The organism is Sphingobacteriales bacterium (assembly GCA_016711285.1).
GTDB lineage: Bacteria > Bacteroidota > Bacteroidia > Chitinophagales > UBA2359 > JADJTG01.
The window spans coordinates 879,914-904,277 of sequence record JADJTG010000002.1 but is presented as its reverse complement, the minus strand read 5'-3'; the positions used below and the strand labels follow the sequence as shown (position 1 = coordinate 904,277).

24 protein-coding genes are annotated in these 24,364 nt (G+C 43.1%); 3 read left to right on the top strand and 21 right to left on the bottom strand.

The window, feature by feature from the left end; translation table 11 throughout:
* The first annotated feature begins 128 nt into the window (after positions 1-128).
* Entirely contained in the window at positions 129-320 is a 192-nt protein-coding gene (locus tag IPL35_04135; GenBank protein ID MBK8442645.1) for a hypothetical protein, read from the top strand.
* 480 nt (positions 321-800) lie between these two features.
* Here IPL35_04135 and IPL35_04130 read toward each other — a convergent pair whose 3' ends face one another.
* From IPL35_04130 to IPL35_04055, 16 genes are all read right to left on the bottom strand, one after another.
* Entirely contained in the window at positions 801-1,769 is a 969-nt protein-coding gene (locus IPL35_04130) for a S1/P1 Nuclease (GenBank protein MBK8442644.1), read from the bottom strand.
* Positions 1,770-2,003: 234 nt separating this feature from the next.
* Positions 2,004-2,477 (bottom strand): DUF4920 domain-containing protein, encoded by a 474-nt coding sequence (locus IPL35_04125; GenBank protein ID MBK8442643.1) that lies wholly within the window; start codon positions 2,475-2,477, stop codon positions 2,004-2,006.
* A gap of 148 nt (positions 2,478-2,625) precedes the next feature.
* Positions 2,626-3,453, bottom strand: a complete 828-nt coding sequence (gene murI / locus IPL35_04120) for a glutamate racemase (GenBank protein MBK8442642.1) — start codon at positions 3,451-3,453, stop codon at positions 2,626-2,628.
* 75 nt (positions 3,454-3,528) lie between these two features.
* The gene (locus IPL35_04115; protein ID MBK8442641.1) at positions 3,529-4,200 is read right to left on the bottom strand and encodes a YigZ family protein; all 672 of its coding nucleotides are present in this window, start codon (positions 4,198-4,200) and stop codon (positions 3,529-3,531) included.
* Between the two features lie 73 nt (positions 4,201-4,273).
* Positions 4,274-5,383, bottom strand: coding sequence for a tetraacyldisaccharide 4'-kinase (gene lpxK / locus IPL35_04110; GenBank protein ID MBK8442640.1), 1,110 nt, complete (start codon positions 5,381-5,383; stop codon positions 4,274-4,276).
* Positions 5,384-5,449: 66 nt separating this feature from the next.
* Positions 5,450-6,535 (bottom strand): AAA family ATPase, encoded by a 1,086-nt coding sequence (locus IPL35_04105; GenBank protein ID MBK8442639.1) that lies wholly within the window; start codon positions 6,533-6,535, stop codon positions 5,450-5,452.
* Positions 6,536-6,612: 77 nt separating this feature from the next.
* On the bottom strand, positions 6,613-7,665 hold the full coding sequence (locus tag IPL35_04100) for a tetratricopeptide repeat protein (protein MBK8442638.1): 1,053 nt from the start codon (positions 7,663-7,665) through the stop codon (positions 6,613-6,615).
* A 131-nt stretch (positions 7,666-7,796) separates the two neighbouring features.
* Complete coding sequence (locus tag IPL35_04095) at positions 7,797-8,090, bottom strand: DUF721 domain-containing protein (GenBank protein ID MBK8442637.1); 294 nt, start codon at positions 8,088-8,090, stop codon at positions 7,797-7,799.
* A gap of 43 nt (positions 8,091-8,133) precedes the next feature.
* Positions 8,134-9,225 carry a DNA replication and repair protein RecF gene (gene recF, locus IPL35_04090; GenBank protein MBK8442636.1) on the bottom strand — a complete coding sequence of 364 codons (1,092 nt, stop codon included), beginning with the start codon at positions 9,223-9,225 and terminating at the stop codon, positions 8,134-8,136.
* A gap of 218 nt (positions 9,226-9,443) precedes the next feature.
* Positions 9,444-10,796: a gliding motility-associated ABC transporter substrate-binding protein GldG gene (gene gldG, locus IPL35_04085; GenBank protein MBK8442635.1), complete on the bottom strand. Its 1,353-nt coding sequence runs from the start codon at positions 10,794-10,796 to the stop codon at positions 9,444-9,446.
* A 9-nt stretch (positions 10,797-10,805) separates the two neighbouring features.
* The gene (locus IPL35_04080) at positions 10,806-11,153 is read right to left on the bottom strand and encodes a Gldg family protein (GenBank protein MBK8442634.1); all 348 of its coding nucleotides are present in this window, start codon (positions 11,151-11,153) and stop codon (positions 10,806-10,808) included.
* Between the two features lie 175 nt (positions 11,154-11,328).
* Positions 11,329-13,278 carry a tetratricopeptide repeat protein gene (locus IPL35_04075; GenBank protein MBK8442633.1) on the bottom strand — a complete coding sequence of 650 codons (1,950 nt, stop codon included), beginning with the start codon at positions 13,276-13,278 and terminating at the stop codon, positions 11,329-11,331.
* A 150-nt stretch (positions 13,279-13,428) separates the two neighbouring features.
* Complete coding sequence (locus IPL35_04070) at positions 13,429-14,238, bottom strand: EF-hand domain-containing protein (protein MBK8442632.1); 810 nt, start codon at positions 14,236-14,238, stop codon at positions 13,429-13,431.
* Between the two features lie 16 nt (positions 14,239-14,254).
* On the bottom strand, positions 14,255-15,337 hold the full coding sequence (locus IPL35_04065) for an endonuclease/exonuclease/phosphatase family protein (protein MBK8442631.1): 1,083 nt from the start codon (positions 15,335-15,337) through the stop codon (positions 14,255-14,257).
* A gap of 81 nt (positions 15,338-15,418) precedes the next feature.
* Positions 15,419-16,189 carry an enoyl-CoA hydratase/isomerase family protein gene (locus tag IPL35_04060; GenBank protein ID MBK8442630.1) on the bottom strand — a complete coding sequence of 257 codons (771 nt, stop codon included), beginning with the start codon at positions 16,187-16,189 and terminating at the stop codon, positions 15,419-15,421.
* A 141-nt stretch (positions 16,190-16,330) separates the two neighbouring features.
* Positions 16,331-17,392: a class I fructose-bisphosphate aldolase gene (locus IPL35_04055; GenBank protein ID MBK8442629.1), complete on the bottom strand. Its 1,062-nt coding sequence runs from the start codon at positions 17,390-17,392 to the stop codon at positions 16,331-16,333.
* Between the two features lie 230 nt (positions 17,393-17,622).
* Here IPL35_04055 and IPL35_04050 point away from each other — a divergent pair, with 230 nt between their 5' ends.
* A complete protein-coding gene (locus tag IPL35_04050; GenBank protein ID MBK8442628.1) occupies positions 17,623-18,699 on the top strand; it encodes a c-type cytochrome in 1,077 nt (358 codons plus the stop codon).
* A 26-nt stretch (positions 18,700-18,725) separates the two neighbouring features.
* Here the strand turns inward: IPL35_04050 and IPL35_04045 are convergent, their stop codons facing one another.
* From IPL35_04045 to IPL35_04030, 4 genes are all read right to left on the bottom strand, one after another.
* Positions 18,726-19,391, bottom strand: coding sequence for a DUF4956 domain-containing protein (locus IPL35_04045; protein MBK8442627.1), 666 nt, complete (start codon positions 19,389-19,391; stop codon positions 18,726-18,728).
* A gap of 37 nt (positions 19,392-19,428) precedes the next feature.
* Positions 19,429-20,301: a formyltetrahydrofolate deformylase gene (purU, locus tag IPL35_04040; protein ID MBK8442626.1), complete on the bottom strand. Its 873-nt coding sequence runs from the start codon at positions 20,299-20,301 to the stop codon at positions 19,429-19,431.
* A gap of 477 nt (positions 20,302-20,778) precedes the next feature.
* Positions 20,779-21,015, bottom strand: coding sequence for a T9SS type A sorting domain-containing protein (locus IPL35_04035; protein MBK8442625.1), 237 nt, complete (start codon positions 21,013-21,015; stop codon positions 20,779-20,781).
* The gene (locus IPL35_04030) at positions 20,988-23,087 is read right to left on the bottom strand and encodes a hypothetical protein (GenBank protein MBK8442624.1); all 2,100 of its coding nucleotides are present in this window, start codon (positions 23,085-23,087) and stop codon (positions 20,988-20,990) included. Before IPL35_04030 ends, IPL35_04035 begins: the two co-directional genes overlap by 28 nt.
* A 133-nt stretch (positions 23,088-23,220) precedes the next feature.
* Here IPL35_04030 and IPL35_04025 point away from each other — a divergent pair, with 133 nt between their 5' ends.
* Positions 23,221-23,463: a cytochrome b5 gene (locus IPL35_04025; GenBank protein MBK8442623.1), complete on the top strand. Its 243-nt coding sequence runs from the start codon at positions 23,221-23,223 to the stop codon at positions 23,461-23,463.
* Positions 23,464-23,506: 43 nt separating this feature from the next.
* Here IPL35_04025 and IPL35_04020 read toward each other — a convergent pair whose 3' ends face one another.
* Complete coding sequence (locus IPL35_04020; GenBank protein MBK8442622.1) at positions 23,507-24,325, bottom strand: purine-nucleoside phosphorylase; 819 nt, start codon at positions 24,323-24,325, stop codon at positions 23,507-23,509.
* Positions 24,326-24,364 lie beyond the last annotated feature (39 nt).

The following is a 24,364-nucleotide window of genomic DNA, read 5'->3' as shown; positions in this document are numbered from 1 at the left end:
AAGTCGTATAAAAACGTGCTTGCGCTTTTTTGTTTTTTTAAAAAAGAGATAAAACATTTAGAAGCGATAAAATGTCCTCATCGCGCAATCACAGATTTAGTAAAGAATGGTAACCGCCCCAATGGCACATAGCACGGTGGCGTTGCAATACTTGTAAAAAAAGTTTTCAACTATCTTATCGTCACACTGCCAATAATGTAGGGATAGCCGAACAAATAGAACTTCAAATACTCAATAGTAGTGGTGTTAGAGATACCGCTCGGATATTATCTATTAATAAAAATACAGTGGTAAATCATTTTAAAAAAAAATGCCGATAGAAGTAAACTCTTGAATACATGGAAGATAGAGCGTAAAAATTTGAATTTCAGGACTCATATCAAAAGGTTAAACAGGTGCTATCTGCTAATCTAAAAGCGAAAAAATTCACGATAATGTCATTGGTTTTTATATCAATAAATATTATTTTTACAACGAAAAGTATGGCGATTTCGTAACTGCCTAAAATAATAACTCAACTCTTTTAATACAGTACCAAGTCTTCTATTCTGTAATGATGTGGCTGATATTGTTACTAATATCAATCACTTTGAATGGGAATTGAGTCTGTAAAATAACTATGCCAAATAGATATTTGAATAGTATTAGATGTTGATTTAGTATAACAAAGACTTCCCTCCTTCGGAAAGGAAAGAGAGGTAAATAGTTGTATTTATATAAACAAAGAAACAGGCAGGCTCTATTGAGAACCTGCCTGCACAAAAGGATTTTATATTTTTTTGGATACAAATAAAATTTTTTTAATGGTCATCACAAGAGCGACCTTTTATTTTTCCAGTTTCGTACATTTTTTGGAGTTCCGCCATTTCTTCTTTTTCGCTTTCACTTTCTTCGTATTTGCCGAGGTTATTTAAGTCGGGTTTTCCGGCATTTACCCAGGCGGTGTACCAAAAACTACCCACTGCCAGCACCGCCGCTCGCATGCGGCGTTCCTGCATATTGTCCAAAAGTTGGGCGTACTGCTCGGAATACTCGGAGGAGTAGGTGCGCGTCATCACATTATTTCTGTCCACATACGAATATTTTTTGTCGTCGGGAAATGCCTTATTTAGTTCGGCTTCGATGAGGAGTACCGAGTCCACTGCGGCATTGCTTTGCATAATAAAATCCCAGATAAGGGGAGCAGGGTCGGAGATGTATTGTGCTTTGCCTACAAAATAGTCGTAATCGTTACCAAAAAGTTCGGGTACGCGGCTTTCCCAAAATCCGTGAATACCTCTTTGGTTGGTGAGTTGTCCGTTGTAGTTGCGTGTGGTGTGGAGTGGCACATGTCCGTCAGCAATATAGTGCCCAATATCGGAACTATAACGCATAATGAGGGCAACGTCTTTTTTTACGAAAGCCTCTGTAAGGCGGTCTAAGCTCCATTGCAAATTCCAGGGCAAATAGCCGTGTGCTTTGAGGGTATCTTCAGAAAATTTTTCTTTGGCAGCTCCCCACGCATGCGGCAAGTCGTTGTAAGGCGGCACGCCGTAGCGGTCGAGGTCGATAAAATGTTTTCCGGCTTCGCCATCAACGGCATAACGGCGTTTGTCGGGGTCGGCGGCGTGCTCGGTTACATACTCTATATTTTCCTTAAAAAACACAATCATTTCGGGGGGCAGCGTAAACACCGCCAAACGGTTGATGCGTTTATGCGCCCAAAAACCCCACGATTGCGCCGCTTGCGGCACGGAAAACCAATAAATTGCTCCTGCAACAAAACTCAGGAACAAAATTTTATACAACAAAGAAAGATTTTTTTTCATCATATCCGTTTTAAGTAATGATTAATTTTTAATTGTAAATGATAAATGCAAAAACTAATTAAAAATCAATGTTTTATAAAAACAAATAGTATAAATTAATTCTGCTTGGATACTTATCTGTTGAAAAAAAGCGTAGCTATCATCATTGAAATAACAACTTTTACAAAGTTAAAAAAGTTTTAAAAATAAGAATAACTACTCAATCACCACACCTTCGGCTTCAAAAACCACTTCTACTTTGGGCTGTGTGATTTGTGCAATTTCTTCGGCGGCTTTGCCTTCATCTTCGGCATAGTGGCGGAGGTCATCAACAGAAGTAGTGTCGTATTTGGCAATGCCTTCAAAAACTACGCTTTTGCCCGATAAATCTTTCGGAACAAAAAAAGCATAATCTTTAAAAGTTACGCGCATCGGGTCGCCGGCTGTATTTTCAATCGTCATCCAGCAGCCCTTGGCTTGGCACACTTCCGCCACTTTTCCGCGCACTTTGGCATTCACCTGTTTAGTGCCCTGTATCTGCTGCGAAAGGTCGCCCATCGTAATGGCTTGCTCGCTGCTGATATTTTTACCGAAATGTTTGCCATCGCCGCCGGTGGCAGCACCGCCTCCGCAAGCCTCTAATAACAACAGCAGACAAGCACCCAAAAAGATAGAATATATTGTTTTCATGCGTTTATTTTCAATAAAAAAAGGTGATAATGAATTAGGCAAAGATAATTCAATCTCTGTATATTTTATGATATATTTTACACACGCAATCCCCTCAAAAACACGAATAGTGGCATCATTTTATTTTTTTAAAAACAACAACAATACATTAAGATTTTGAAGGGTTTGTATGTAAATGACGCTCCTCTAAATGAATAGATTTTCCAAAAAACATCGCTGCACTTTCTTCAAAAGCCGCAGTGCGGTCGGATACATAAAAAAGATGGCTGCCGCTTTTGTGTTCCGATAATAAATTGCGCTGCCGCAATACTTGCCCCAAATGCTCCGCAATAATGGTGGGTGAATCAAAAATATCCGCTTTTTCGGGCATAAATTGTTGAACGGCATTTTTGATAAGCGGATAATGTGTGCAAGCCAATATCAAACCTTCGGTGTGTTCAAAAGGCTCATCTGCCAGATAATGCTCCAAAACAGCCTGAATGATTTTTTCGTTGCGATACAAACCTTCTTCAATCATCTGAGCCAAAGAGCGCGTAGCTTTGGCATACACTTCTATATGCGGCAGGGCGGCACGCAGCTTTGCCGAATATACCCCCGACTGAATGGTGGCTTGGGTGGCAATCACCGACACATGCTGTAGCCCGTGCCGCTGCACCGCCGCCACTATCGGGTCTATCACATTGATCAAAGGAACGGCAGGAGGCAATAATTGCAGCAAAGGCAAATAAGCCACCGAAGAAGCCGTATTGCAGGCAATTACAATCGCTTTGCAGCCTTTACTGAGCAAAAACTCACAAATGCGCTCGCAATAATGCACTATTGTTTGCGCCGACTTTTCGCCGTAGGGCATGTGGGCGGTGTCGCCGAAATAAATAAGGCGTTCGTGTGGCAGGGCGGCAGCAATGGCATTGGCGACCGTCAGTCCGCCTACTCCCGAATCAAAAACGCCAATCGGCGCGGCAGCAGAAATTTCCATCAGCAAAAAAATATAAGATACATTGAAATCAAAATAAAAAAAATCACAAAAAGACAGCAATTGTACTGCTCTTTATCAACGTTTTAGCAGCAGCACCGTTACATCGTACAATTTTTGCAAATCGGCGAGCATATTATCTTCCTCTTCCAAAGGCACACTGCATATCAAAAACGATTGGTTATCAAAACCCTGCTCTACTATTTTGATACCTTCGCGGCGCAGGGCACGCATCACATCGTTCATACGCTCATAATTAAACACCAAACGATAGTGTGCCTGTAGTTTTACAGCTTTTACGGCTGCATCTTTGAGGGCTTCGGCGGCGGCGGTTTTGTAGGCACTTACCAAACCCGCCACACCCAACTTTACACCGCCGAAATAGCGCACCACTGCCACCGTGCAAGCTGTTATTCCTTTGGAGTCTATTTGGTTGAGTATGGGCTTGCCGGCAGTTCCCGAAGGTTCGCCGTCGTCATTGGTACGAAAAAATTTTCCTTCGGCATCTAAGCGGTAAGCATAGCAAATATGCGTGGCTTTGGGGTGTTCTTTATGGAGGCGTTCAAGAAAAAGCTGCACCATTGTTTCATCGGCGGTATGTTCGGCATACGCCAAAAACTTGCTCCCTTTTTCGCGGTATTCCGCATAGCAGGCAGCCGCCAACGTGTTGTAGTGCTGTATCGAAGGTTTTATATGAAACAAATTCAATTGCGGTGGATTTTCTTTTTTGCCTTGCTTCTTATCGCTCATTTTTTTTGTGCTGTGATGATGATGAATAAAAATACCACAAAATATACCAATAATGAAAAAAAACATTTTAAAATTACGCCAAAGATGCTGCTGTTTGCAAGCGTAGACGGGCGGCAGCTATTTTTTCTTTTATAGTATCCAAAAAAAGCGTTTCATCTTTCAATACATACAACTCTATCGGCACTACCACCACAGGCATTTGAAGTTCTTGCAATAAGGGCAAATGCAAGCGCAGGCGGGCGGCATCTTTTTCGGTCGTAAGTACTGTAACATTTTCATATTTTGCACATAGGTATTGATAAGTTTGTTGGCAATTTTTTAAATCATTTTCGGTAAAAAAATGATGGTCGCGGTGCAATAGCGTTGTTACTTGGGTATAGTGCTGCTGCAAATAATCTATCAGGGGCTGAGGGCGGGCAATGGCGGCGAGCAAGAGGGCGACACTTGATTGTAGCGGTGTGGGGAGTTGGTTGGCGGCGGGAGGAATCGTGGTATTTTGTTGTGGATTTAAAAAATAAGGAATCCCGTAGCGTAAAGCGGCAAAAAATATAGGCTGCTGCGCCAAAGGCTCTAATTCGCAGGTAATTGCCGCCATCGCTGTTTTATCTAAGGAAGCGGGGCAGCGAGTTACTAAAATCATATCGGCGCGGCGGCGGCTTTGTTTTTCATCGCGCAGAGAGCCGAGTGGCAAAAGGTGGTCGTGGGGATAGCGTTGTTCGTAGGGTGTGAGCAAGACATTGCAGTCGCCCCGCAAAGTACGGTGCTGGAAAGCATCGTCCAATATCACCAATTCAATATCGGGGTGCAGTTGTAGCAGTTGTTGTATGCCCCGAATACGATTTTCGCAAACCGCCAGGGGCACTTGCGGAAATTTTTCTTTCAACTGAAAGGGCTCATCTCCGATAAGGTCGGCGGTGCTGTGTGCATCAGACAGTACAAAACCTTTGGTGCTGCGCCCGTAGCCGCGACTCAGCAGAGCCACGCGATAATGCGCCTGCAATTTTTTTACCAAAAACTCCACACAGGGCGATTTTCCGGTGCCTCCTACATTCAGGTTGCCCACCACCAAAGTAGGCACAGGTGCAGCTTTGCTTTTGAGCCAGCGGCGGTTGTAGGCGATATTGCGCCAGCGCAGCCCCCAACCGTATATTTTTGACAATACATATAAAAAAGCAGTACGCATTTTGGCAAGGTGTGGGAAAAGTGAGCAGATTTTTTTAAAACCTCAAAAAAAACAAAAGCAATAATGCTATATCAAATCGCGGCAAGCACGATAAATATCTTTCCAGCCTTCGCGCTGTTTCAATACGGCTTCCATGTATTCCTGCATCACGATTTTATCTTGTACGGGGTCTTTTATAATAGTTCCGATAATGCCACCGGCTACGTCATCTGCTTTGAGGTCGCCATCGCCGAAGTGGTGGGCAAGAGCCAAGCCGTTGTTCATCACCGAAATAACTTCGGCGGTACTCAGCGTTCCCGAAGGCGATTTGAGTTTGAGTTTTCCGTCCTGTGATATGCCATTGCGCAGTTCTCTGAAAATCGTAACAATACGTTTAATTTCTTCCGTAATACCCAAAGGCAAGGGCAATTCCATCATTTGGCTGTAGCTTTTTACACGTCTGCTCACGATGTCAGTTTCTTCTTCTATGGTGGCAGGCACAGGTAAAATCACGGTATTAAAACGGCGCTTCAACGCACTGGATAATTCATTTACACCTTTGTCGCGGTTGTTGGCGGTGGCAATAACATTAAACCCCCTAATGGCTTCTACTTGTGTGTTGAGTTCGGGAATGGGCATTGATTTTTCGGACAATACAGTAATGAGGGCATCTTGAACATCAGAGCCGATGCGGGTAAGTTCTTCGATGCGCACAATTTTTCCGCTTTTCATGGCTCTCATCACGGGTGTTTCTACCAAGGCTGCAAGCGAAGGACCGGCTGCAAGCAGGAGGGCGTAGTTCCAACCGTAGCGAATGGCTTCTTCGCCGATGCCCGCCGTGCCTTGAATGAGGAGTTTGGAATCGCCGGTAATAGCTGCTGCCAAATGCTCCGATACCCAAGATTTGGCGGTGCCGGGCAAGCCGTAGAGCAGCAAAGCGCGGTCGGTGGTGAGGGTGGCGATGGCAATCTCCATCAGGCGTTTGTTGCCGATGTATTTGGGCGATATTTCAAAGCCGTTGTTCAGTTTTCCGCCCATCAGATAAGTGAGTACCGCCTGCGGCGACAGTTGCCATTGAGCCGGTTTATTGTGGCGGTCGTGGCGTTTGAGTTCCTCTATTTCGTGTGAAAAAGTATGTTCGGCGGCGGCACGCAAAATGACATTATTACTCATGGCTGTTGTTTTTTTTTCAGGAAAAAATAAAAATAATGATATTCAATAGTCCGACAAAAAAGTAATTTCCTTTTTTATTAATCCTGAAAATCACACATTCTTTTCAGCTCTTTATAAGCGTCCAACACATTCAGTTGATAGGCTCTTAAAAAATCATCGCAGGCTTGGTAGGGTTCGTTGATGGCAGAATACGCCAAACCTCTGTAAAAATACGCCAAACCATCATTCGGCTCCAAGCCGATATTGGTATTAAAATCTTTGATAGCTTCGTCATATTTGCCGATTTTGCATTTGGCAATACCCCTTCCGCGATAAGCGGGCGCAAAGAAGCCGTTTAAATCTACTACTTTGTTGTAGTCGTCCAAAGCGGCATCGTAGCGTTTGTTGAGTACATTGCAAGAGGCTCTGCCCTGATAGGCGAGCAAGTAGTCGGGTTTGTGTTTGATGGCAGAGCTGAAATTTTTGGAGGCTTCTTTGGTGTCGCCGAGTTTCATGTGCACCGCCGCCAGATTGTAGTTGATGTTTGGATTGGTAGGGTCGTATTTAATGGCTTTTTGGAGGTCTTTTTTTGCTTTTTTAAATTCCTGCAATTCTGCCTGGGCACCACCGCGCAAAAGGAGTAGGTCTTTATTGTTGGGGTCTTTTTTGAGGCATTTGTTCAATAAATCCACTGCACTTTTGAAGTCGCCCTCATTGACGCGCTGTATGGCTTGGCGATAATAATATTTAATATTTTCCTGATCGCGGAAAGATATTTTGCTGCGCGGGGCTTTTACATATACAGTGTCAATGACGTATTTTCCGACGATGCCGTCCAAATCCAAGCGCAACACTTTGCCCTGTTGGGCGGAGTCGGCGCGAGTGCTGCCGGCGGGTGCTGTGGTTGTGTTTTTGTCGGGAGCAGTAGTTTTCGCCGGAGTTTTGTCGGATGGAGGCGTATTGGCGGCAGGCTTTTGTTTGCTGCTGCTTTTGGATTTTTCTTTGCCCTTGTCTTTATCTTTTTCCTTATCTTTTTCTTTGGGCGAGTTGCCGTACATTTCAAAATCATCTCCTCCGATTTGGGCACGCAACGGCTCGCTGCTACTAATTGCCAAAAAACAAAAAAGAAATAAGAAGAGTATATTTTTCATATTATTTATAATGCGTTTTTTTAAAAAACAATTTTTTATGTAATAGTCTTGATTATTCCGATAAAAACGGAAATATCTGCTTTGAAAGTATTGGTTATGGTAGAAAAAGTTTTAAAAAAAGACAGAGTATGCTACATTACTACCACTTCGCGAATCAAGTTGGTTCCCAATTTTTCGTTGAACAAAGCGGCAATGCGCTCGCGGGCATAGAGCAACTCCTGCCTCAAAGGAGCAGATGTAATGCGCAACAACAATTTTCCCTGTCGCAACGATACCGCCGCCGTATGGCGTACAATCGCTTCGCCCATCAGTTCTTCCCACAAAGCAATGACTTTTGCCTCGTGGAGTTTATCCTGTAGTTCGTTTTCTTTCAAAAAATGGCGCAATACTTCGCCCAAACTCTGCTCATTGCTGTTGCGTTTCAAAGTGTATGTTTTATTGGATTATGAAAAAAATAGAGATATAAAATTAAGAATGATGAATTTCGAGTGCATGAAAGTGCAAATTTAAGCCATTTAATACAAGTGCCAAACGTTGTGGGTCGGTATCGCTGATAAATATTTGTCGGCAGCCGCTTTGGGGCAACAATTCAAAAAGGCGGTGCAAGCGGTGGGGGTCTAATTTGTCAAAAATATCGTCCAACAGCAGCAAGGGAGCAATGCCTTTATGACGGGCGGTGAGCTGTGCCAAAGCCAATTTGAGTGCCAGCAAATACGATTTTTGCTGCCCTTGCGAGGCAAATTTTTTCAAATTCAAACCATTTATTTCCATTTCCCAATCGTCGCGGTGTATGCCGTCGGTGGTTCGCTGTGCTTGCTTGTCAAAGGGTACATTTTCTAATAAAATATCCGAAAAAGGGCGTTTTTTCAAAGAAGAAACATACCTACATTCAGCCACTTCGCGCTCGCCCGACAAAAAATGATACAACTGCGCCAACAAAGGGGCGATGAGGATTTCGTAGCGGCTTCGCTGCTCGGCAATAAAAGTGCCGTGTTGTATCAAAATACGATTAAAAGGCTCCATCAGTTCAAAATCGTAGCGGTCGCGCTCGTAAAAATGTTTCAGTAAAGCGTTGCGCTGCTCCAAACAGCGTTTATACAATTGCAAAGATTCCAAATATTTCGGCTCTAATTGCACCAAAGCGGCATCTATCAGTTTGCGCCGTTCTTCGCTGCCCGCTTTTATCTGAAACAAATCATCGGGAGCTATCATCACCAAAGGCAACAAGCCGATATGTTGCGAAATACGCTCGTATTGTGAACGGTTTTTATACATTTCTTTGCCGCGCTCTGCGCTGTATTTGGCTTGTATAAACAGCGTTTCGTTGGTATTATCATCATTGCAATATTCGCCACTTAACAAAAAATATGTATTGCCTCGCTCAATGACTTGAGCATCGCTCAGATTAAAATAGCTTTTACAAAAACTCAAATAATAAATGGCATCTAACAAATTAGTTTTGCCGCTTCCGTTTGCTCCTGTGATGATATTGATGTCGGGAGAAAAAGAAGCCTGAAAATGGCGGTAATTTTTAAAATGCTCTAAAGTGATGCCGGACAAATACACTGCTGAATGAATGGTAAAGGGTGATTTTTTTTAAAAAATGAATAAAATTCAGGATTTTTATAATGCAAAAGCCCCAAAACTGCATATATAAAATACTATCAAAAAAAAGCAATATTATAAATCAGCTAACTTTAAATTTTTGCATATTCAAATAAAACAAAGTACAGAGATGATGGCATAACAACATAAATGCAAGATCATTTTCATATACCTCAACGAATGATATTGTTTGTATATCGCCGTTTTCGCCAAAAATGATACGCCGCCGCCGCTATGCCCGTGAGCAGCAAGGGCAGCATAATATTGAACAACTGCCAAAAAACGCGCTCCTGTTTGCTGCGCTCGCCGTCTAAAAGGCGCAGTGCAATTTCTTTGTTGCGGGCTTCTATCACACCGGCATCATCGGTGAGCCATTCAATGGTGTTGAGCAAAAAATCTTTGTTGGCAAAGGTTTCTTTGGTGTATTTGTAATATCCCAGAGGCAGTGTTTTGCTGCTGCTGCGTTCATAATCGTTTTTGATAAAATCGCCATCGGCAATGACGACCATTTTGGTAGGTGAGCTTTTTTCTTTAAATTTTAAATTCAAGCTATCCAACATTTCTGCGGTAGAAAAAGCCAGCCGATTTTTGAAATTGGAAGTAAATTCTCCTTCCAAAGCTACTGCTACTGCTAAGTTTTTTTGATTAAACTGCTCCGGCAGTGGGCGTTGTTTTACGGTTTCCAGCGACACATTAACGGGATTGGTGAGCGCACGGCTGTATTGCGAACTGCTCATCAGCACTGTCTTTTTTATGTCCTGCACACGAATAGTATCGAGTGTGGAGGCGAATTTACTCATCGTTGCGCCCATATTTTTGCCAATCGGGTGTGCTTGATTGAATTGTGTAAAAATGGGATAATACAACCAAGGGAAAAGTTGTTGTTGGGTGGCGTTGCCCGCTTTATCCGTACCCACCACCACCGGAATGGGATTGCACTGCATATCCTGCAATAAATTGGGATTGATACGCACGCCGTATCTGAACAGCAAATCATCTAAATTCAGCGGATAATCGGCGGTGATGAATGAGCCGCCGGCATTGTTGAGGCTGTCGGCATCGGCAATGAGGGGGTCTATGAGCCAAAGAATTTTTCCGCCGCGCATCACATATTGGTCGAGTTTGTATTTGTCTTTTTCGTCAAAAGGCTGTGTGGGTTTGGCAAGCACCACCGCTGCATATTTAAAAGTATCAATAGAAAGCACTTCGGGCAACGAAAGGCGGTGCAACTCGTAGTAGGTTTGGAGTGCGCCCGCAAAATCATTGACGTAGTTTTCGGTGAGTTCGCCGTGTCCTTCCAAAAACGCAATATGCGGTCGCTCTTTGCGCAGCAGTTTTTGAATGGCATTGATGAGGTTGTATTCGAGCAGTGCGGTGGAATTGTTGAGTACGGTTTCGGGGGCTTTGTTGAGTTGTTCCTGCAACAGCACTATCGGATATTCGCGTCCTTTGTAGGTGGCGATAGCTCCGGGAAAAAATATTTTTTCGGAGTAGCAGTCTGCATTTTCAATGAGGCAGCGCGGCACTAAGCCTTTTTAAATAAGTTGGTTGGCGATGGCTTGTTTTTCGCTTTCACTTTCCACATCTAAAGGGTCAATAAATTCGTATTGAAGATTATTGCCGGCAATAGCGCGAAATTCGTCGAGCATATCTTGGGTGCTGTTGCGCAAACGCTTGAAACCCGCCGGAAAATCGCCCTCCAAATACACTTTGATAAAAACAATATCGTCGAGTTGTTGCAGCACTTTTTTGGTAGCCGGAGTGAGGGTGTATTTTCCTTCTTGTGTGAGGTCGAGGCGGGCATAAAAACGCTGCGACAGAATATTGAGCAACAACAATATTCCGAATACGGAAAAAACAGGCAACCAATTTTTTAATTTCATAAAAATATATTTTGCGTTCTGCGAAAATATCATCTACAATGGAGATGAGTATAATAAAAAACAGAAAACAGTATGGGCGATGTACTTATTTTAAAAGTATTAAAAGATTTTTTTCGCTGTTTTTTTTTATCATAAAAAAAAGATACACAACAAAAAAATAACACCGACAGATTTATTATTTATTTTCTAAAAACAAAGGTAAGGTTCTTTGAATATCAACATCATTCGGGTCTATTTTGTAGCCTTTTTTAAATAAAGCAATTGCTGCTTCGCTTTGCCCTGTATTGAAATAGCAAACCCCCAAATCATATAATACTTTTACATCAGTGCTATCGTAGGTCAATGCTTTTTGTAGTAAAGGCATAGCGTTGATAAAATCATTATTAGTTCTAATAAATTTTAAGGCGTTGCTGTGCAACGATGCCACCATACTTTTTTGGAGTTCGGCTACCAAAGGGTGGGTCGGGTACAGCGAATCGGCTTTGCTCAAATACACTTCGGCACTGTCCAATTTATTTTGTTTGCCGTAGCAAGCCGCCATATTCAACAAGCCATTTACATAATTGGGGTTCATACTCAATGCTTTTTGTGCATATCCTTGTGCTTTGAGAATATACTCGTTTTCGTGGCTTTTGTGCTGCGGTGCTGCCGACATAAAAATATAGGCGGTAGAGGCATTGTTGTTGAGTGCCAAACTTTCGGGCTGTTTTTCTACATCTGCCAAAAACAGGGTATTATCATTTTCCCAATCTTTGTTTCTGCTGACGGTGAGGTAAGCATACACCAGCAAAATGGCAGCGAGCGCGGAATAAGCCACCCACGCAGTGGCAGTATTTTGTGTTCCCCGATAAATCAGCCACCCCAATACAATACAAAATCCGAGCGAAGAATGGAATATCAACCGCTCGCCCATCGTGGCACCCAAATTGAAGCCCAGCAAGTTGGAAACCAAGGCCAAAGCCCCCAAATAAAATGCAACAGGAAAAGCGAGTGGGTTGCGTTTTTTTAAAAAGTAAAAAAATAAAAAGATAATCATTCCATAGCACAAAGCACTCGCTATAAAAGCAATATCGGTGATGTTTTTGTAGGGAATGGAGTTATAACCATAGTCGCTGACAAGCGGATAAGGAATAATGAGTAAAATGAGGTATTTGAGCAGCACAAATATTTTGGTAGCAAAAGCCTCAGTGCCTTTGGCAAATAAATACGGATTATTGAGAATTTCGGATTCTACACCTATGTCTTCTTTTTGAAACAAAGCTCCTGTTTGTAGGCGCAGAAGTATATATATCAGCAAAGTGCCTCCTATTATGCCCATTATTTTTGTATATTTCGAGGCAATGATGTCTTTTTCAAATAAATAAAAAGACAAAGGCAGCAGCACCAACAAAATAATCCCGAACTCTTTGGACAGCATCGCCATCAAAAAGAAGAAACCCGTGAGCAGCAGCCATTTCGTATCATTGCGGCGATAAAAATTGTGGGCAGCTATCAGTGTAGCTACAATAAACAGCAACGAAAGTATTTCATCGCGGCTTTTTACGTTGGCTACCACTTCGGTGTGTATGGGGTGCGCCGCAAACAACAAAGCTATTATCAAAGCGGCTAAGGCTTGTCCGTGCCGGAAATTTATTTTTACCAAAGCCGCAAATATCAAACAAACCAGTAGGCTATACAGCAAAACATTTACCCAATGCCGCAGCCCGAAGCCTTTTGCCATCGCATCTTTTTGGTCGTAAATACCATCTTTATATACATCTTCTTCGGGTTCGCTGATGCCGTTTTTATTTACGTCCCATTCATTTTTGCCAAAGTCCATATTGTTTCGCGCACCGATGCACTCCTGCTCTACGGCAAAAGTGGCAACGGATAATGGTCTGAAACGCCCCCCGTGCAAACGACCATTTGCGCCCATTTTCCGATAATAGCTATCTAACATATCTTTGGTAAAAATATCGGGAATACCCCTCACTCCCTTCAATACATACTCATTGTTGAGAATAGTCATTCCGTCATCTAATGCGTATTGATGATGCAGGGTATTGGCGTATAATAAAAATGAAAAAACAAACAAAATAAGGTACGGAATATACCCTTTGGTTGTTTTTTCAAGGAGGGCGGACATGGTTGTAATGATGATAATTTTTAATTAAAAAAATGATAACAAATAATAAAGATACTTAAAATCAGTATTTTATAATAAAAAAATTACCAACATTGAATGATAATGATTACCCGATGAACGATTTTCTTAATTTTATTTTTAAAATAAATATTATTTGTACTGAAGCCCTGTGTTTGCAGGATTGTTCAAATCTATCCAAAATATTTGTGTAGCTTCTTCATATTCCATTTTTCCGTTATTATTTTTATCTATTTTGGCAAACACATACATCATATCGTTGGCGGGGTCGTATTCCGAACTCATCACCGAACAATTTTTGGGAATCAGCGGTGTCGGATTTTGTGCATTTATATCAAAATAATATAAGCGGCGCAGGTCTTTGGTATTGATAAAACCGTCTTTGTTTGTATCTTCATCATACGCCGAAATCATATAAAAATTTCGTTGAAGTGGTTTTCCGTTTAAAGTGTCTTTTGAGAAAGCCGGATAATACAGCGTTTTAATCAGCACTGCCTGTTCAAAAAAACGATTTTCTGTTTTGAGCTGATGATTAAAATGCGAAACATTGACTAAATTATAGCCGGACATTGCTTCAAAACCGGGTATAAAATGGTCGTTCCATTGATTATTTGCCGGTATATCGGCTATGTCCCAAGCGTTTCCGTGAAAGGCATTTTCACCAGTAAAAGGCTGCTGCTGCCTGTCGTAGTTTACTTTGTAAACGGGTACTAAACGATGGGCAGTGTTGGTAGTTAATAGTACATTGCGCGGTTGGGTAATAAAAGGCACAGTATCCGCCATTGCCAAACCTGCCGCACGATGAGCGGGTGCTTCGTCATTGTAGCTTTCGCTCGTATTTTGTACAGCAAATCCCTTTTCCTCTAATTTGTTGTGTTCCGAACAATGGGAAAATATCATTAAATTTAATAATAAAACAGCTGTCGGAAATATTTTTTTCATCATACTGATCCCTTTATCAAGGAATAATATCTATTTCCAATACCAATGGCAAGTGGTCGCTGTAATCGCCGATATACTTGTTGCCGGAGTAGGTGCGGCTCGGCGAAGCACCGTATTTCGGGTGTTTGAACATCATGTAATCTTTTTCAAAAACGTCCAATTTTCCGGCATCGCTGTGCAATCCTTTGGTGCTGTTGAGTACTTTGTCATTCACCACTAAATTATCAATCATTTGCCAGTTGCCCTGATAGTTGTAAGAGCCTATTCCTTTATTTTGTAGCACTGCTGTTAGATTATAGAGTTCTTTGTCGGCAATAGGCTTCATAGATAATTTAGCACCCAAGGTTTGTTGCAAACTTTTGTCTTGCGGTTGGTCGTTGAAGTCGCCCATGATGATAATTTTTGCGTTGGAGTTTTTGTTTTGAACTTCCTGTACTGCTTTTTTGAGTGTGGCGGCGGCGGCTACGCGTTTGGGTTCGCTTTTGGCATCGCCTTCGCGCCGTGAGGGCCAGTGATTGACAAAAAAGTGTACTTCATCGCCTTGAATGTGGGTGATGGCATGCAAAATTTCGCGGGTGTGGTCGTTGGAAAACGGCGGCGGAAAATTTACCTGCAAAAACTCTTCTTTATCCAAACTAAACAAATTTTTATCATACAACAATGCTACATCAATGCCGCGCTCATCGGGCGACTCCTGATGCACAATACCATATTGACTGCTTTTGCCCGCATTTGCCAATAAATCTTTCAATACTTTTTCGTTTTCTATTTCTACCAAGCCCAAAATAGCCGGATAGCTGCCGCCGCCCGCATCTTCAATTACTTGATTGAGCTTATCCAATTTTTTTTCATAACGTTCTCCGTCCCATTTCAAGTCGCCGTTGGGCAGAAAATCCTCATCGTCTTTTGTGGGGTCGTCAATCGTATCAAATAAATTTTCTACATTATAAGATACTAACTTCAAACTGCTAGGCAATGAGGTTGTAGTAGCGGTGCTGCTGTGGTTGGCATCGGGTGTGCTGTTTTTTATATTTTTGGGTTCGCATTTAAAAAAGTTTATTAAACTCAATCCCAAAACGAAAAGATATATTTTAGTCATGTGTTGTGTATATAAAAATATGTTTGTTTATGTTGTCTATTTTATTTTTAACAAAAAAGAATAGTGCAAGCCAATAAAGCATTATCCGGCTTTGAAACGGGTGATGGCGTTACGCGTAAATTCGGAAGTTACCAACTGCCCGCTAATGGCGGCGCGTTCCAATAGGAGGCTGTCCCAACTGTCGGTGCCCTGCCAAAAGATGCTTTTGAGCATCGCTGTTGCTGCGGGATTGGATTGCGAAAGCGTAGCAGCGAGTGTGTCAATGGCGGTGTCCATTGCTTCGATGCTGTCGAATACTTCGGCATATAAACCGCGCTGCAATGCCCACGCCGAACTTTTCCATTCGGTAGCTTTGATGGTGAGCTGGCTCATTGCCGACAAGCCCACTTTGCGCTCCACTGCCGGTCCTACCACAAAAGGTCCGATACCTACCGCCAATTCGCTCAACTTAACGGCGGCTTCGGCGGTGGCAAAACAATAATCGGTAGCGGCTGCCAAGCCTACACCGCCGCCAACGGCTTTTCCCTGCACCCTGCCTATCACTAATTGCGGGCTGCGGCGCAAAGCATTGATAACGTGTGCAAAACCCGAAAAAAAGTGCGTTCCTTCAGTTTCGTTTTGGATAGCCGCCAACTCATCAAAGCTGGCTCCGGCACAAAAAGTGCGGTTGCCGCCACTGCGCAATACAATTACTTTGGTGGCTGCATCTTGGCTCACCGCCGTAATGGTTGCCGCTAATTGTTCCAAAATAGCAGAAGGCAAAGAATTGCTTTGCGGGGGAAAAAACTCAACAGTAGCTACGCCGCGCTCATCGCAGGTGTGGCGTACATATCCTTCATTAGTGCCTGACATCTTTTTTCTTTAAAAAAAATAAAAAAATTATATAAATAAGAAACCTGCAAAACTACCTTTATTTGGCCGCTTATGCAAGCATTTTGAAGCAGTTTTGCAGGTCTTTGCTATATTTTCAAAAAGGACGATAAGAGGAGATAATTATGCCAGTGTAATGGTTTTATCTAAGTACACGTCCTGAATGGCGTTCAGCAAAGCTACGCCTTCTTTCATTGGGCGTTGGAAAGCTTTTCTGCCCGAAATCAAACCGCAACCGCCAGCTCTTTTGTTGATAACCGCCGTAGTGACGGCATCAGCCATATCGCTCGCTCCGCTCGCCTCGCCGCCGGAATTGATTAATCCCACACGACCCATATAGCAGTTGGCTACTTGGTAGCGGCACAAATCTATCGGGTGGTTGCTGCTGAGTTGCGAATACATTTTTTCGTTGGTTTTGGCAAAATTAATTGCTTTGAAACCGCCGTTGTTTTCTGCTAATTTTTGCTTAATCATATCTGCCTGAATCGTTACGCCCAAATGATTGGCTTGTCCGGTGAGGTCGGCAGAAACGTGATAGTCTATGCCGTCTTTTTTGAAACTGTTATTGCGCGTGTAGCACCACAGCACCGTTGCCAAGCCGAGTTCGTGGGCATAATCAAAGGCTTCGGCGATTTCCGTAATTTGGCGTGCACTTTCGGGGGAGCCGAAATAAATAGTAGCACCAATGGCGGCGGCACCCATTTCCCACGCACTTTTCACAGTACCAAACAATACCTGATCATATTTATTGGGATAAGTAAGAAGTTCGTTGTGGTTGATTTTTACGATAAAAGGAATACGGTGGGCATATTTACGAGCCACAATACCCAATACGCCAAATGTAGAAGCTACGGCATTGCAACCGCCTTCGATGGCGAGTTTTACGATATTATCGGGGTCAAAATAAATGGGATTGGGAGCAAATGAGGCACCTGCGGTGTGTTCAATGCCTTGGTCAACGGGTAAAATGGATACATAACCGCTGTTGGCGAGGCGACCATTGTTGTACAAAGCGGCGATATTGCGCACTACGGGCACGCTGCGATTCGATTGACTTGCCCAAATGTCGCCTACATAATTCGGACCGGTGTGTATAATATCGTTTTTGCCGATAGTGCTGCTTTTATGCTCCAGCAAATACGAAGCCTTATCTCCAAGTAAATCAACAATTTTTTGTTTAGCCATGATTTCGGAAAATGTTTTTTTTGAAAAGAAGGATAAAAATGATTAAAATTATTGCAAAGGTAGCAATAAAATACAGGTTATATATGGCTAAAATATGCCTTTACAACATAAATATCAGAGATTTATCGAATTTTTTTATTAATTTAGATGCTGTTTTTATAAAATCACAACTGTTTTTGATTAAGAATACTATTTAACAACTAAACTTCACTTTGCGGCGTTTATCAAATATGAAGCGTTTTCGTGCATTTGCTGTGTATGGGCTGCTGTCGGTTGTGCTGGCAGCTTGCGACCCGAAAGAAGATCCCACACCCGAACCTGTATATCCCGATCCTACTTTGGCGGCACTTACCGCGCCCAAAGGTTTGCCACCTTTGCCCGCCGCCTTTGACACTGTTAATGTAGAAATGCTCGATTTGGGCAGGCATCTTTTTTACGACCCTATCCTCTCCGGCGACAGCACGCAATCTTGTGCTTCGTGCCATCGTCAGGAACACGGTTTTTCCGATCCCAATCGCTTCAGCAAAGGCATTAGCGGCGCAGAAGGTGTGCGGCAGTCGATGGCTTTGATAAATTTGGTGTATAGCCAGCATTTTATGTGGGACGGCAGACACGCTTCTTTGGAGTCGCAGGCGGGCGAGCCGGTAGAGAATCCCATAGAAATGAACATAACTTGGGACGAAGCCCTGCAACGCCTCAACCGCCACCCGCAGTACCCCGACCGGTTTGGCAAGGCATTCGGTACGCACACTGCCACCCGCGAGCGTGCTACTGCTGCCATTGCACAATTTGTGCGTACCCTCATTTCGGGCAAAAGCAAATTTGATTTGGCGCAGCAAAATGGTTCGGGGGTGTTTTTTACGGAAGAGGAATTGCGCGGGAAAGAGGTTTTTAATACAGAAGTGGGCAACTGCTACCACTGCCATGGCGGTGTGTTGGCAACCAACAACAATTTTGGCAACAACGGCTTAGATGCCGTGGGCGATTTTTTCGGTTTTGCGGATAAAGGTTTGGGAAATTTTACAAAAGATGCCAATGATAATGGTATGTTTCGTATCCCTACTTTGCGCAATATTGAAATGACCGCTCCTTATATGCACGACGGGCGTTTTGCTACGTTGGAAGAAGTCATCAATCATTACAGCGAGGGTATTCAAAGTTCGCCTACGCTGCACCCGATTATCGGGGCAGAATCGCCAGGGGGGGTACACATGAATGAAGCGGATAAAGCGGCTTTGCTGGCTTTTTTGAAAACTTTTACCGATACTTCTTTTCTCAACAACCCCAATTATGCCAGTCCTTTTTAAAAAAATACCCGGTAGCTCCGTAAAGGTCAGCCTCTTTCGGGCGAACTGATAATATTTCCTTTTTCGGGCATATAAAATAATTTGATGCGTGCCGAATCGTTGATAAAATTGATTTGACCTACTTCTACGCGAGTGATATTCAGCCCTGTGCGCTTGCTGAGGTCGGTGATGAGCTGCTCGCGGTTTTCGGGCTTGATATTTTCTATTTTTTCATATACTATTGTTTGAAAAGCCACCTGCTTTGACATCCACACGACATCTAATATATAAATAACGCCTGTAATAAAAACGTTGGTAAAAAGAAGCTCAAAATAGCTCACTTTTTTATTGCTCATCGCATTGACCAACCCAATGGCAATAACGGCAAATAGATAGCTCATCTCTACCACCGGCAGGGTAGTAGTGCGATATCGTAGAATGGAAAATAGGGCAAAAATGCCGAAAGCGAAACCTAATTCAAATTTTACTTCACTGAGCAAATGGCATACAAAAAATACCAGCGTATTTAATACTACAAAAGTAAAATAGTATTCTTTATCTTGACGTTTGGGATAATAAATGTAGTGGATTAATACAAAACTCACCAATAGATTGACCCCTAAACGAAACAGTAAATTTACCGAATCGTTATAATTAAAAATTTTGGTATCTAAAATCTGCCAACTTTCTAACCAGTATATGAAATTATTCATTATGTTTTTTTTGAAAGGGTAAAAATATGGGATATAATCAGAAAATGATCGTTTTGTTGCCGTTGATCATTACGCGCTCCTGTAATACCCATTCTAAGGCTTTTGCCAATACCAAAGTTTCTACATCTTTGCCCATACGCGCCATTTCTTTGTCGTTGTAGTTGTGGTCAGTGCGCGTGATGTCCTGATGAATAATGGGTCCGTCGTCTAAGTTTTCATTGACAAAGTGCGCAGTAGCTCCGACAATTTTTACACCCCGCTCGAAGGCTTGGCGATAGGGATTTGCTCCGATAAATGCCGGCAAAAAAGAATGATGAATGTTGATGATGCGGTGGCGATAGTGTTGCACAAATTCCGAACTCAAAATACGCATATATTTTGCCAGCACGATATAATCAAAAGAAAAAGTCTGCAACAACTCCAATACCTGAGCTTCGTGGGCTTCGCGGCTGAGCCCTTCTGCACTGATGCAGTGAAAAGGCAAATGGAATTTTTCTACCAAATCGCGTAATATTTCGTGGTTGCTCACCACGCCTACAATTTGGGCGTTGAGGTGGCGGTAGTGGCAGCGCAGCAGCAAATCGCCCAAACAATGGTGCTCCTTCGTTGCCATCAGCAATATTTTTTTGCTTCGGTTGGGCAATGCCTCAATAAAAGCACCGGGCAACAGCGTATCGCGCAATCTTTGCACCAACTGCTTGCCTTCGTCGGTAGTGGTGGGTGCAGACAATACACAGCGATAGAAAAAATGGTCTTTTTCTTCATCAACAAATTCATCGTTTTCGATGATATTATAGCCTTCTTCAAATATTACTTTGGAAATGCGATAAATTAAGCCTTTTTCATCGGGACAGGAAATGCGCACAATGAGTTGCGAAGGAGTAGGAGTGGCGGGTTTTGTAAGCGACATAGGTAAGTTGTGTATGTAGTATGCTATGCTGCCAAGGGCTACAAACCACGCAGCGAAGTCAATGAGTATATTGTGTGGCAAAAATAATGCTAAAAAAACTTACCTGAATGTATATTTTTTATCAAAAAAGGCAATCTTTCCGTTTTATTTCCGAATTTAAGCAATCACAGGTACTTAGCCAAAATAAACCCTCAATGAAGCAGCCATACATTTATCAAAAGAATACTTCTATTGCATCTATGCTATATTTTAGGTTCAAAGGTGCATCGTTTACGTCTGCTACCGTAAATTTTTACGTCGAGAACGTGAAATTTAGCGTAAAGAACATAAAAAAATGTACCTCTCTCAATTCCTTCTTTTTGAAGGAAGGAAGTTTTTATCAGAACTTTACGAAAATTAAGCAAAACTAAATGGGGGAAGTTCTGAAGCAGGGGAGTACTTCCGAAGTACCTACCTGCTTCAAAGTATCCTGCTTTATCAGTGTATCATAAATATTTTTGCTACTGCCGCTTCGCTGCCATCGGTATTGGTGGCGAGTACTAAATATACACCTGTTTGTACGCGCTTGCCCTCGTAGGTTTTGCCGTTCCATATTGCCTGCCCGCCCAAAGCGGTGGTTTCATACACCAAACGACCACTGATGTCGGTGATTTTTACCTGTGCATCTTCTACTAAACCTTTTATGGCTATATCACCTTCGTAATCGGGGCGCACCGATTGGGATATACTAAAATATTGTCAAAATTGCGCGCGCCCTGTGTAGCATCGGCTTTGTAAGAAACGATTCCTTTATCCGTACCTATAAATAACTCGCCGCTTTCGTGGTCAATGGCGAGTGTTTTGATGATATTGGAAGGCAAAGGGCTGTTGCTGCGGTTAAATGCCGCCAACTGCTCCCGCCCGTCTGCAGATATTAAATACAGCCCCGATTCAGAGCCTATCCACTTGCGGTTGGCACCATCTACGGCAATGCTCAACACGCGCTCGCCGTCTAAGAGCCGCGCCAATTTTCCGTTGATGTCCACAATGGGTTGTTCAGCTTTGCAGGCGGTATTAAAAATATCATACCCACAATAAAAAACCACTACGCCATCGGCAGTACCTATCCATACTTCGCCTTCGCGGTCGGTTTGCATACACAAAATGTCGTTGGTGGGCATATCGGCGGAGGTGGTTGTGAGCCAGCGATAACGGTCGTCATTATCATCGGCAATATCATCACCACTGTCATATACCACTATTCCATTGGTGCGCACCAAAAACCATTTGTTGTTGTAGCCATCTATCGCCACATCAAAAAAGCTGTTTTCGGTACTGAATACATTTCCATTATCGAAAGAAAGCCATTCACCTGCTGCTGTTTTTACCACTATGGGTTTTTCTGCGCCGTAGTTGGCTATCCACAAGTTTTGGCTTTTATCCCACTCCAATCCGCATACTTTTGTGGCGTTGGGATCGCCAGTGGCGGCACGCAGCGCACTGTTGGAGGCGTTGTAGAGCGTAAATCCTTCCGGTTTCCATTCCAATAGTCCTTTGCCGTTCATTCCGAAATAAGTAATATCTTGGGTAGGGTGATTTGTGATGCGGATAAAATCGTACAAGCCGTTGTCGTTGATAAAAGAGGTATTGTAGATGTTATAATTTTCCCAATAATTTTCGGTGTTGTAGCGATAAAAACCATCGCGATTGTAAAGAGCCGCGCCGTTGGAAGCTACGCCGCCCGGGGCTACATACACTTGCCGTTTTTTTACAGCCATACGCAGTACATTGCTGCCCGGCGCATTGATGCTGTATTGCCCCAATACCTGAGTAGCAGAGGCTTGGGTGAGGGCGGCATAAAAATCGGCTATCCAAAAGGTTTGTGTACTGGCAGAAAAAACAACTTCGCGGGGGCGGTAAATAGTGGGTGCTTGTAAATACAAAGGGCTTTGAAATGAAGTAACCGCATCAAAATAAGCGATGCGGGCTTCGGTAATATTCTCGTTGTCGGGAGCATGATTTTCGCACACCATCAGTTTTTCGCCGTTAGCACTCATATTTTGTATGCTCCAAGTGGCGGGCAGGGCATAAAAATTTTCCCAACTATTGTCGTTGTAGCGATATATTTTCGTATCATCGGCGGCATAAAATGTTTGATTGATATACACCAAATGCCGTACATTGTCAGTGGGCAAGCCCTCTGTTTCGTCAAAGCGGCTCCACGTTTCTGAACTAAACAGCAATTCGGCATTGCTCGGCGCATAATACACGCCGTTTTCGGTGGCAGCCATCAGCAGGTTGGCATCTTGGGCAAGGGCATAGCAGCGCAAAGTGCTGTTGTTGTTACCAATGTAGTAAGTATCGCGGATTAAAAAATCTTCCAAATCCATCACTACAATACCAAAACCCGTTGCTAAATATGCCAGCGAGTCGGTGAGCATTATATCATAAATATTTTTATCGCCGCTCATAGACTCTTCTTTCAGGTCGCTCACATTTTTTACAGCACCGTTTTGCAGCAAAATATCTATGTTGGAGTTTTGATAGGCGATGAACAACAGTTGGCGGCTGTCGGAGTAGGCGAGTTGCTGCACACCGATTTCCGAAAGCCCTTCGATAGTGGAAAGCCCACGCAATTCATTGTCATCGGCATCGTAATAAAACACACCCGAATTATTAGTGCCGCAATAATAACGATTGCCGGCTTGTGCGATGCAGGTGGGTTCATTATAAGGCAGATGATTGCGCCAAGTACCCAAAGGAAAATCCTGTTGTGCCACCAAAGGCAGCAGAAAACAAGACCACACACACCAAAATTTTAAAAAACGAGAAAATAGCATGGAACAAAAATAAAGAGGCTTTTGGAAAAAGATGTACGAAAGCGCAAAAGGGTTGTAAAATGCAGCGATAAAGGTATAATTTTGTTGCGATTTTGCAAAAATGCACTCTTTACCCTTCTACACACGCACTCAGTTGGCACTGCGCAACGGACAAGACCGCCCCGAAGTATGGGTGGCTTATAAGGGCATTATCTACGATGTAAGTGCAAGCCGCTTGTGGCATACCGGCACACATTATGAACACTGGGCAGGGCAGGATTTGAGCGAAGAACTCCGCGATGCACCCCACAGCGAGCAGGTTTTTGAGCGTTTCCGGCAGGTGGGTATGCTGAAAGAGCAATAAAATCGTTGAGAGTTTTGCTATTTTAAGAGGTATCCGTTTTTTTTTACAACACCTGCAGCAACTCCTTGAACAACACCACCAATTGTTTGTCGGCGGCATTGGCAATATCTATTATTTCCTGAATATCATTTACCGGCTTGAGGCGCGCTTCGTCACATTCATCGGTGAGCACCGAAACCGCCAAACAAGGAATCTGTAATTGTTTGGCAACAATGGCTTCGGGAACAGTGCTCATACCTACGGCATCAGCACCGATAAGGCGCAAAAAGCGGTATTCGGCTTTGGTTTCTAACTGTGGTCCCAACAAAGCTACATACACCCCCGAAGGCAGATGAATATTTTTTTGTTCGGCGATGTGGCTGAGTTGCTGGCGCAAAGCAACACTGTAAGGCTCGTACATATCCACAAAACGCTCCCCGAAATCGTTGATATTCGGCAAATTGAGTGGCGAGTCGCCCATCATATTGATATGGTCTTCAATGAGCATAATATCACCTTTGTTCAGTGCCGGATTGAGTGCGCCGGCGGCATTGCTCACCAACAAATTTTCGATACCGATTGCGTGCATTACACGCAAAGGATAGGTGATTTGCCAGGCGGCGTAGCCTTCGTACAAGTGAAACCGCCCTTGCATCAATATCACTTTTTTTCCGGCAATAGTGCCAAAAATCAGGTTGCCCTCGTGAAAAGTAACCGTAGAAAGCGGAAAGTGTGGAATTTCGGAATAAGGTATAATAATGGTATCTTCTACCTGATGCACTAATTTTCCCAAACCCGAACCTAAAATAATACCGGCGGTAGCCGCTTCAAAGCCGCGCGAGCGCAAATAAGCTGCACTTTCTTGTATTTGTTGTATTGTCATCATACGAGAAGGCAAAATAAAGCATATTTAATGAAATAT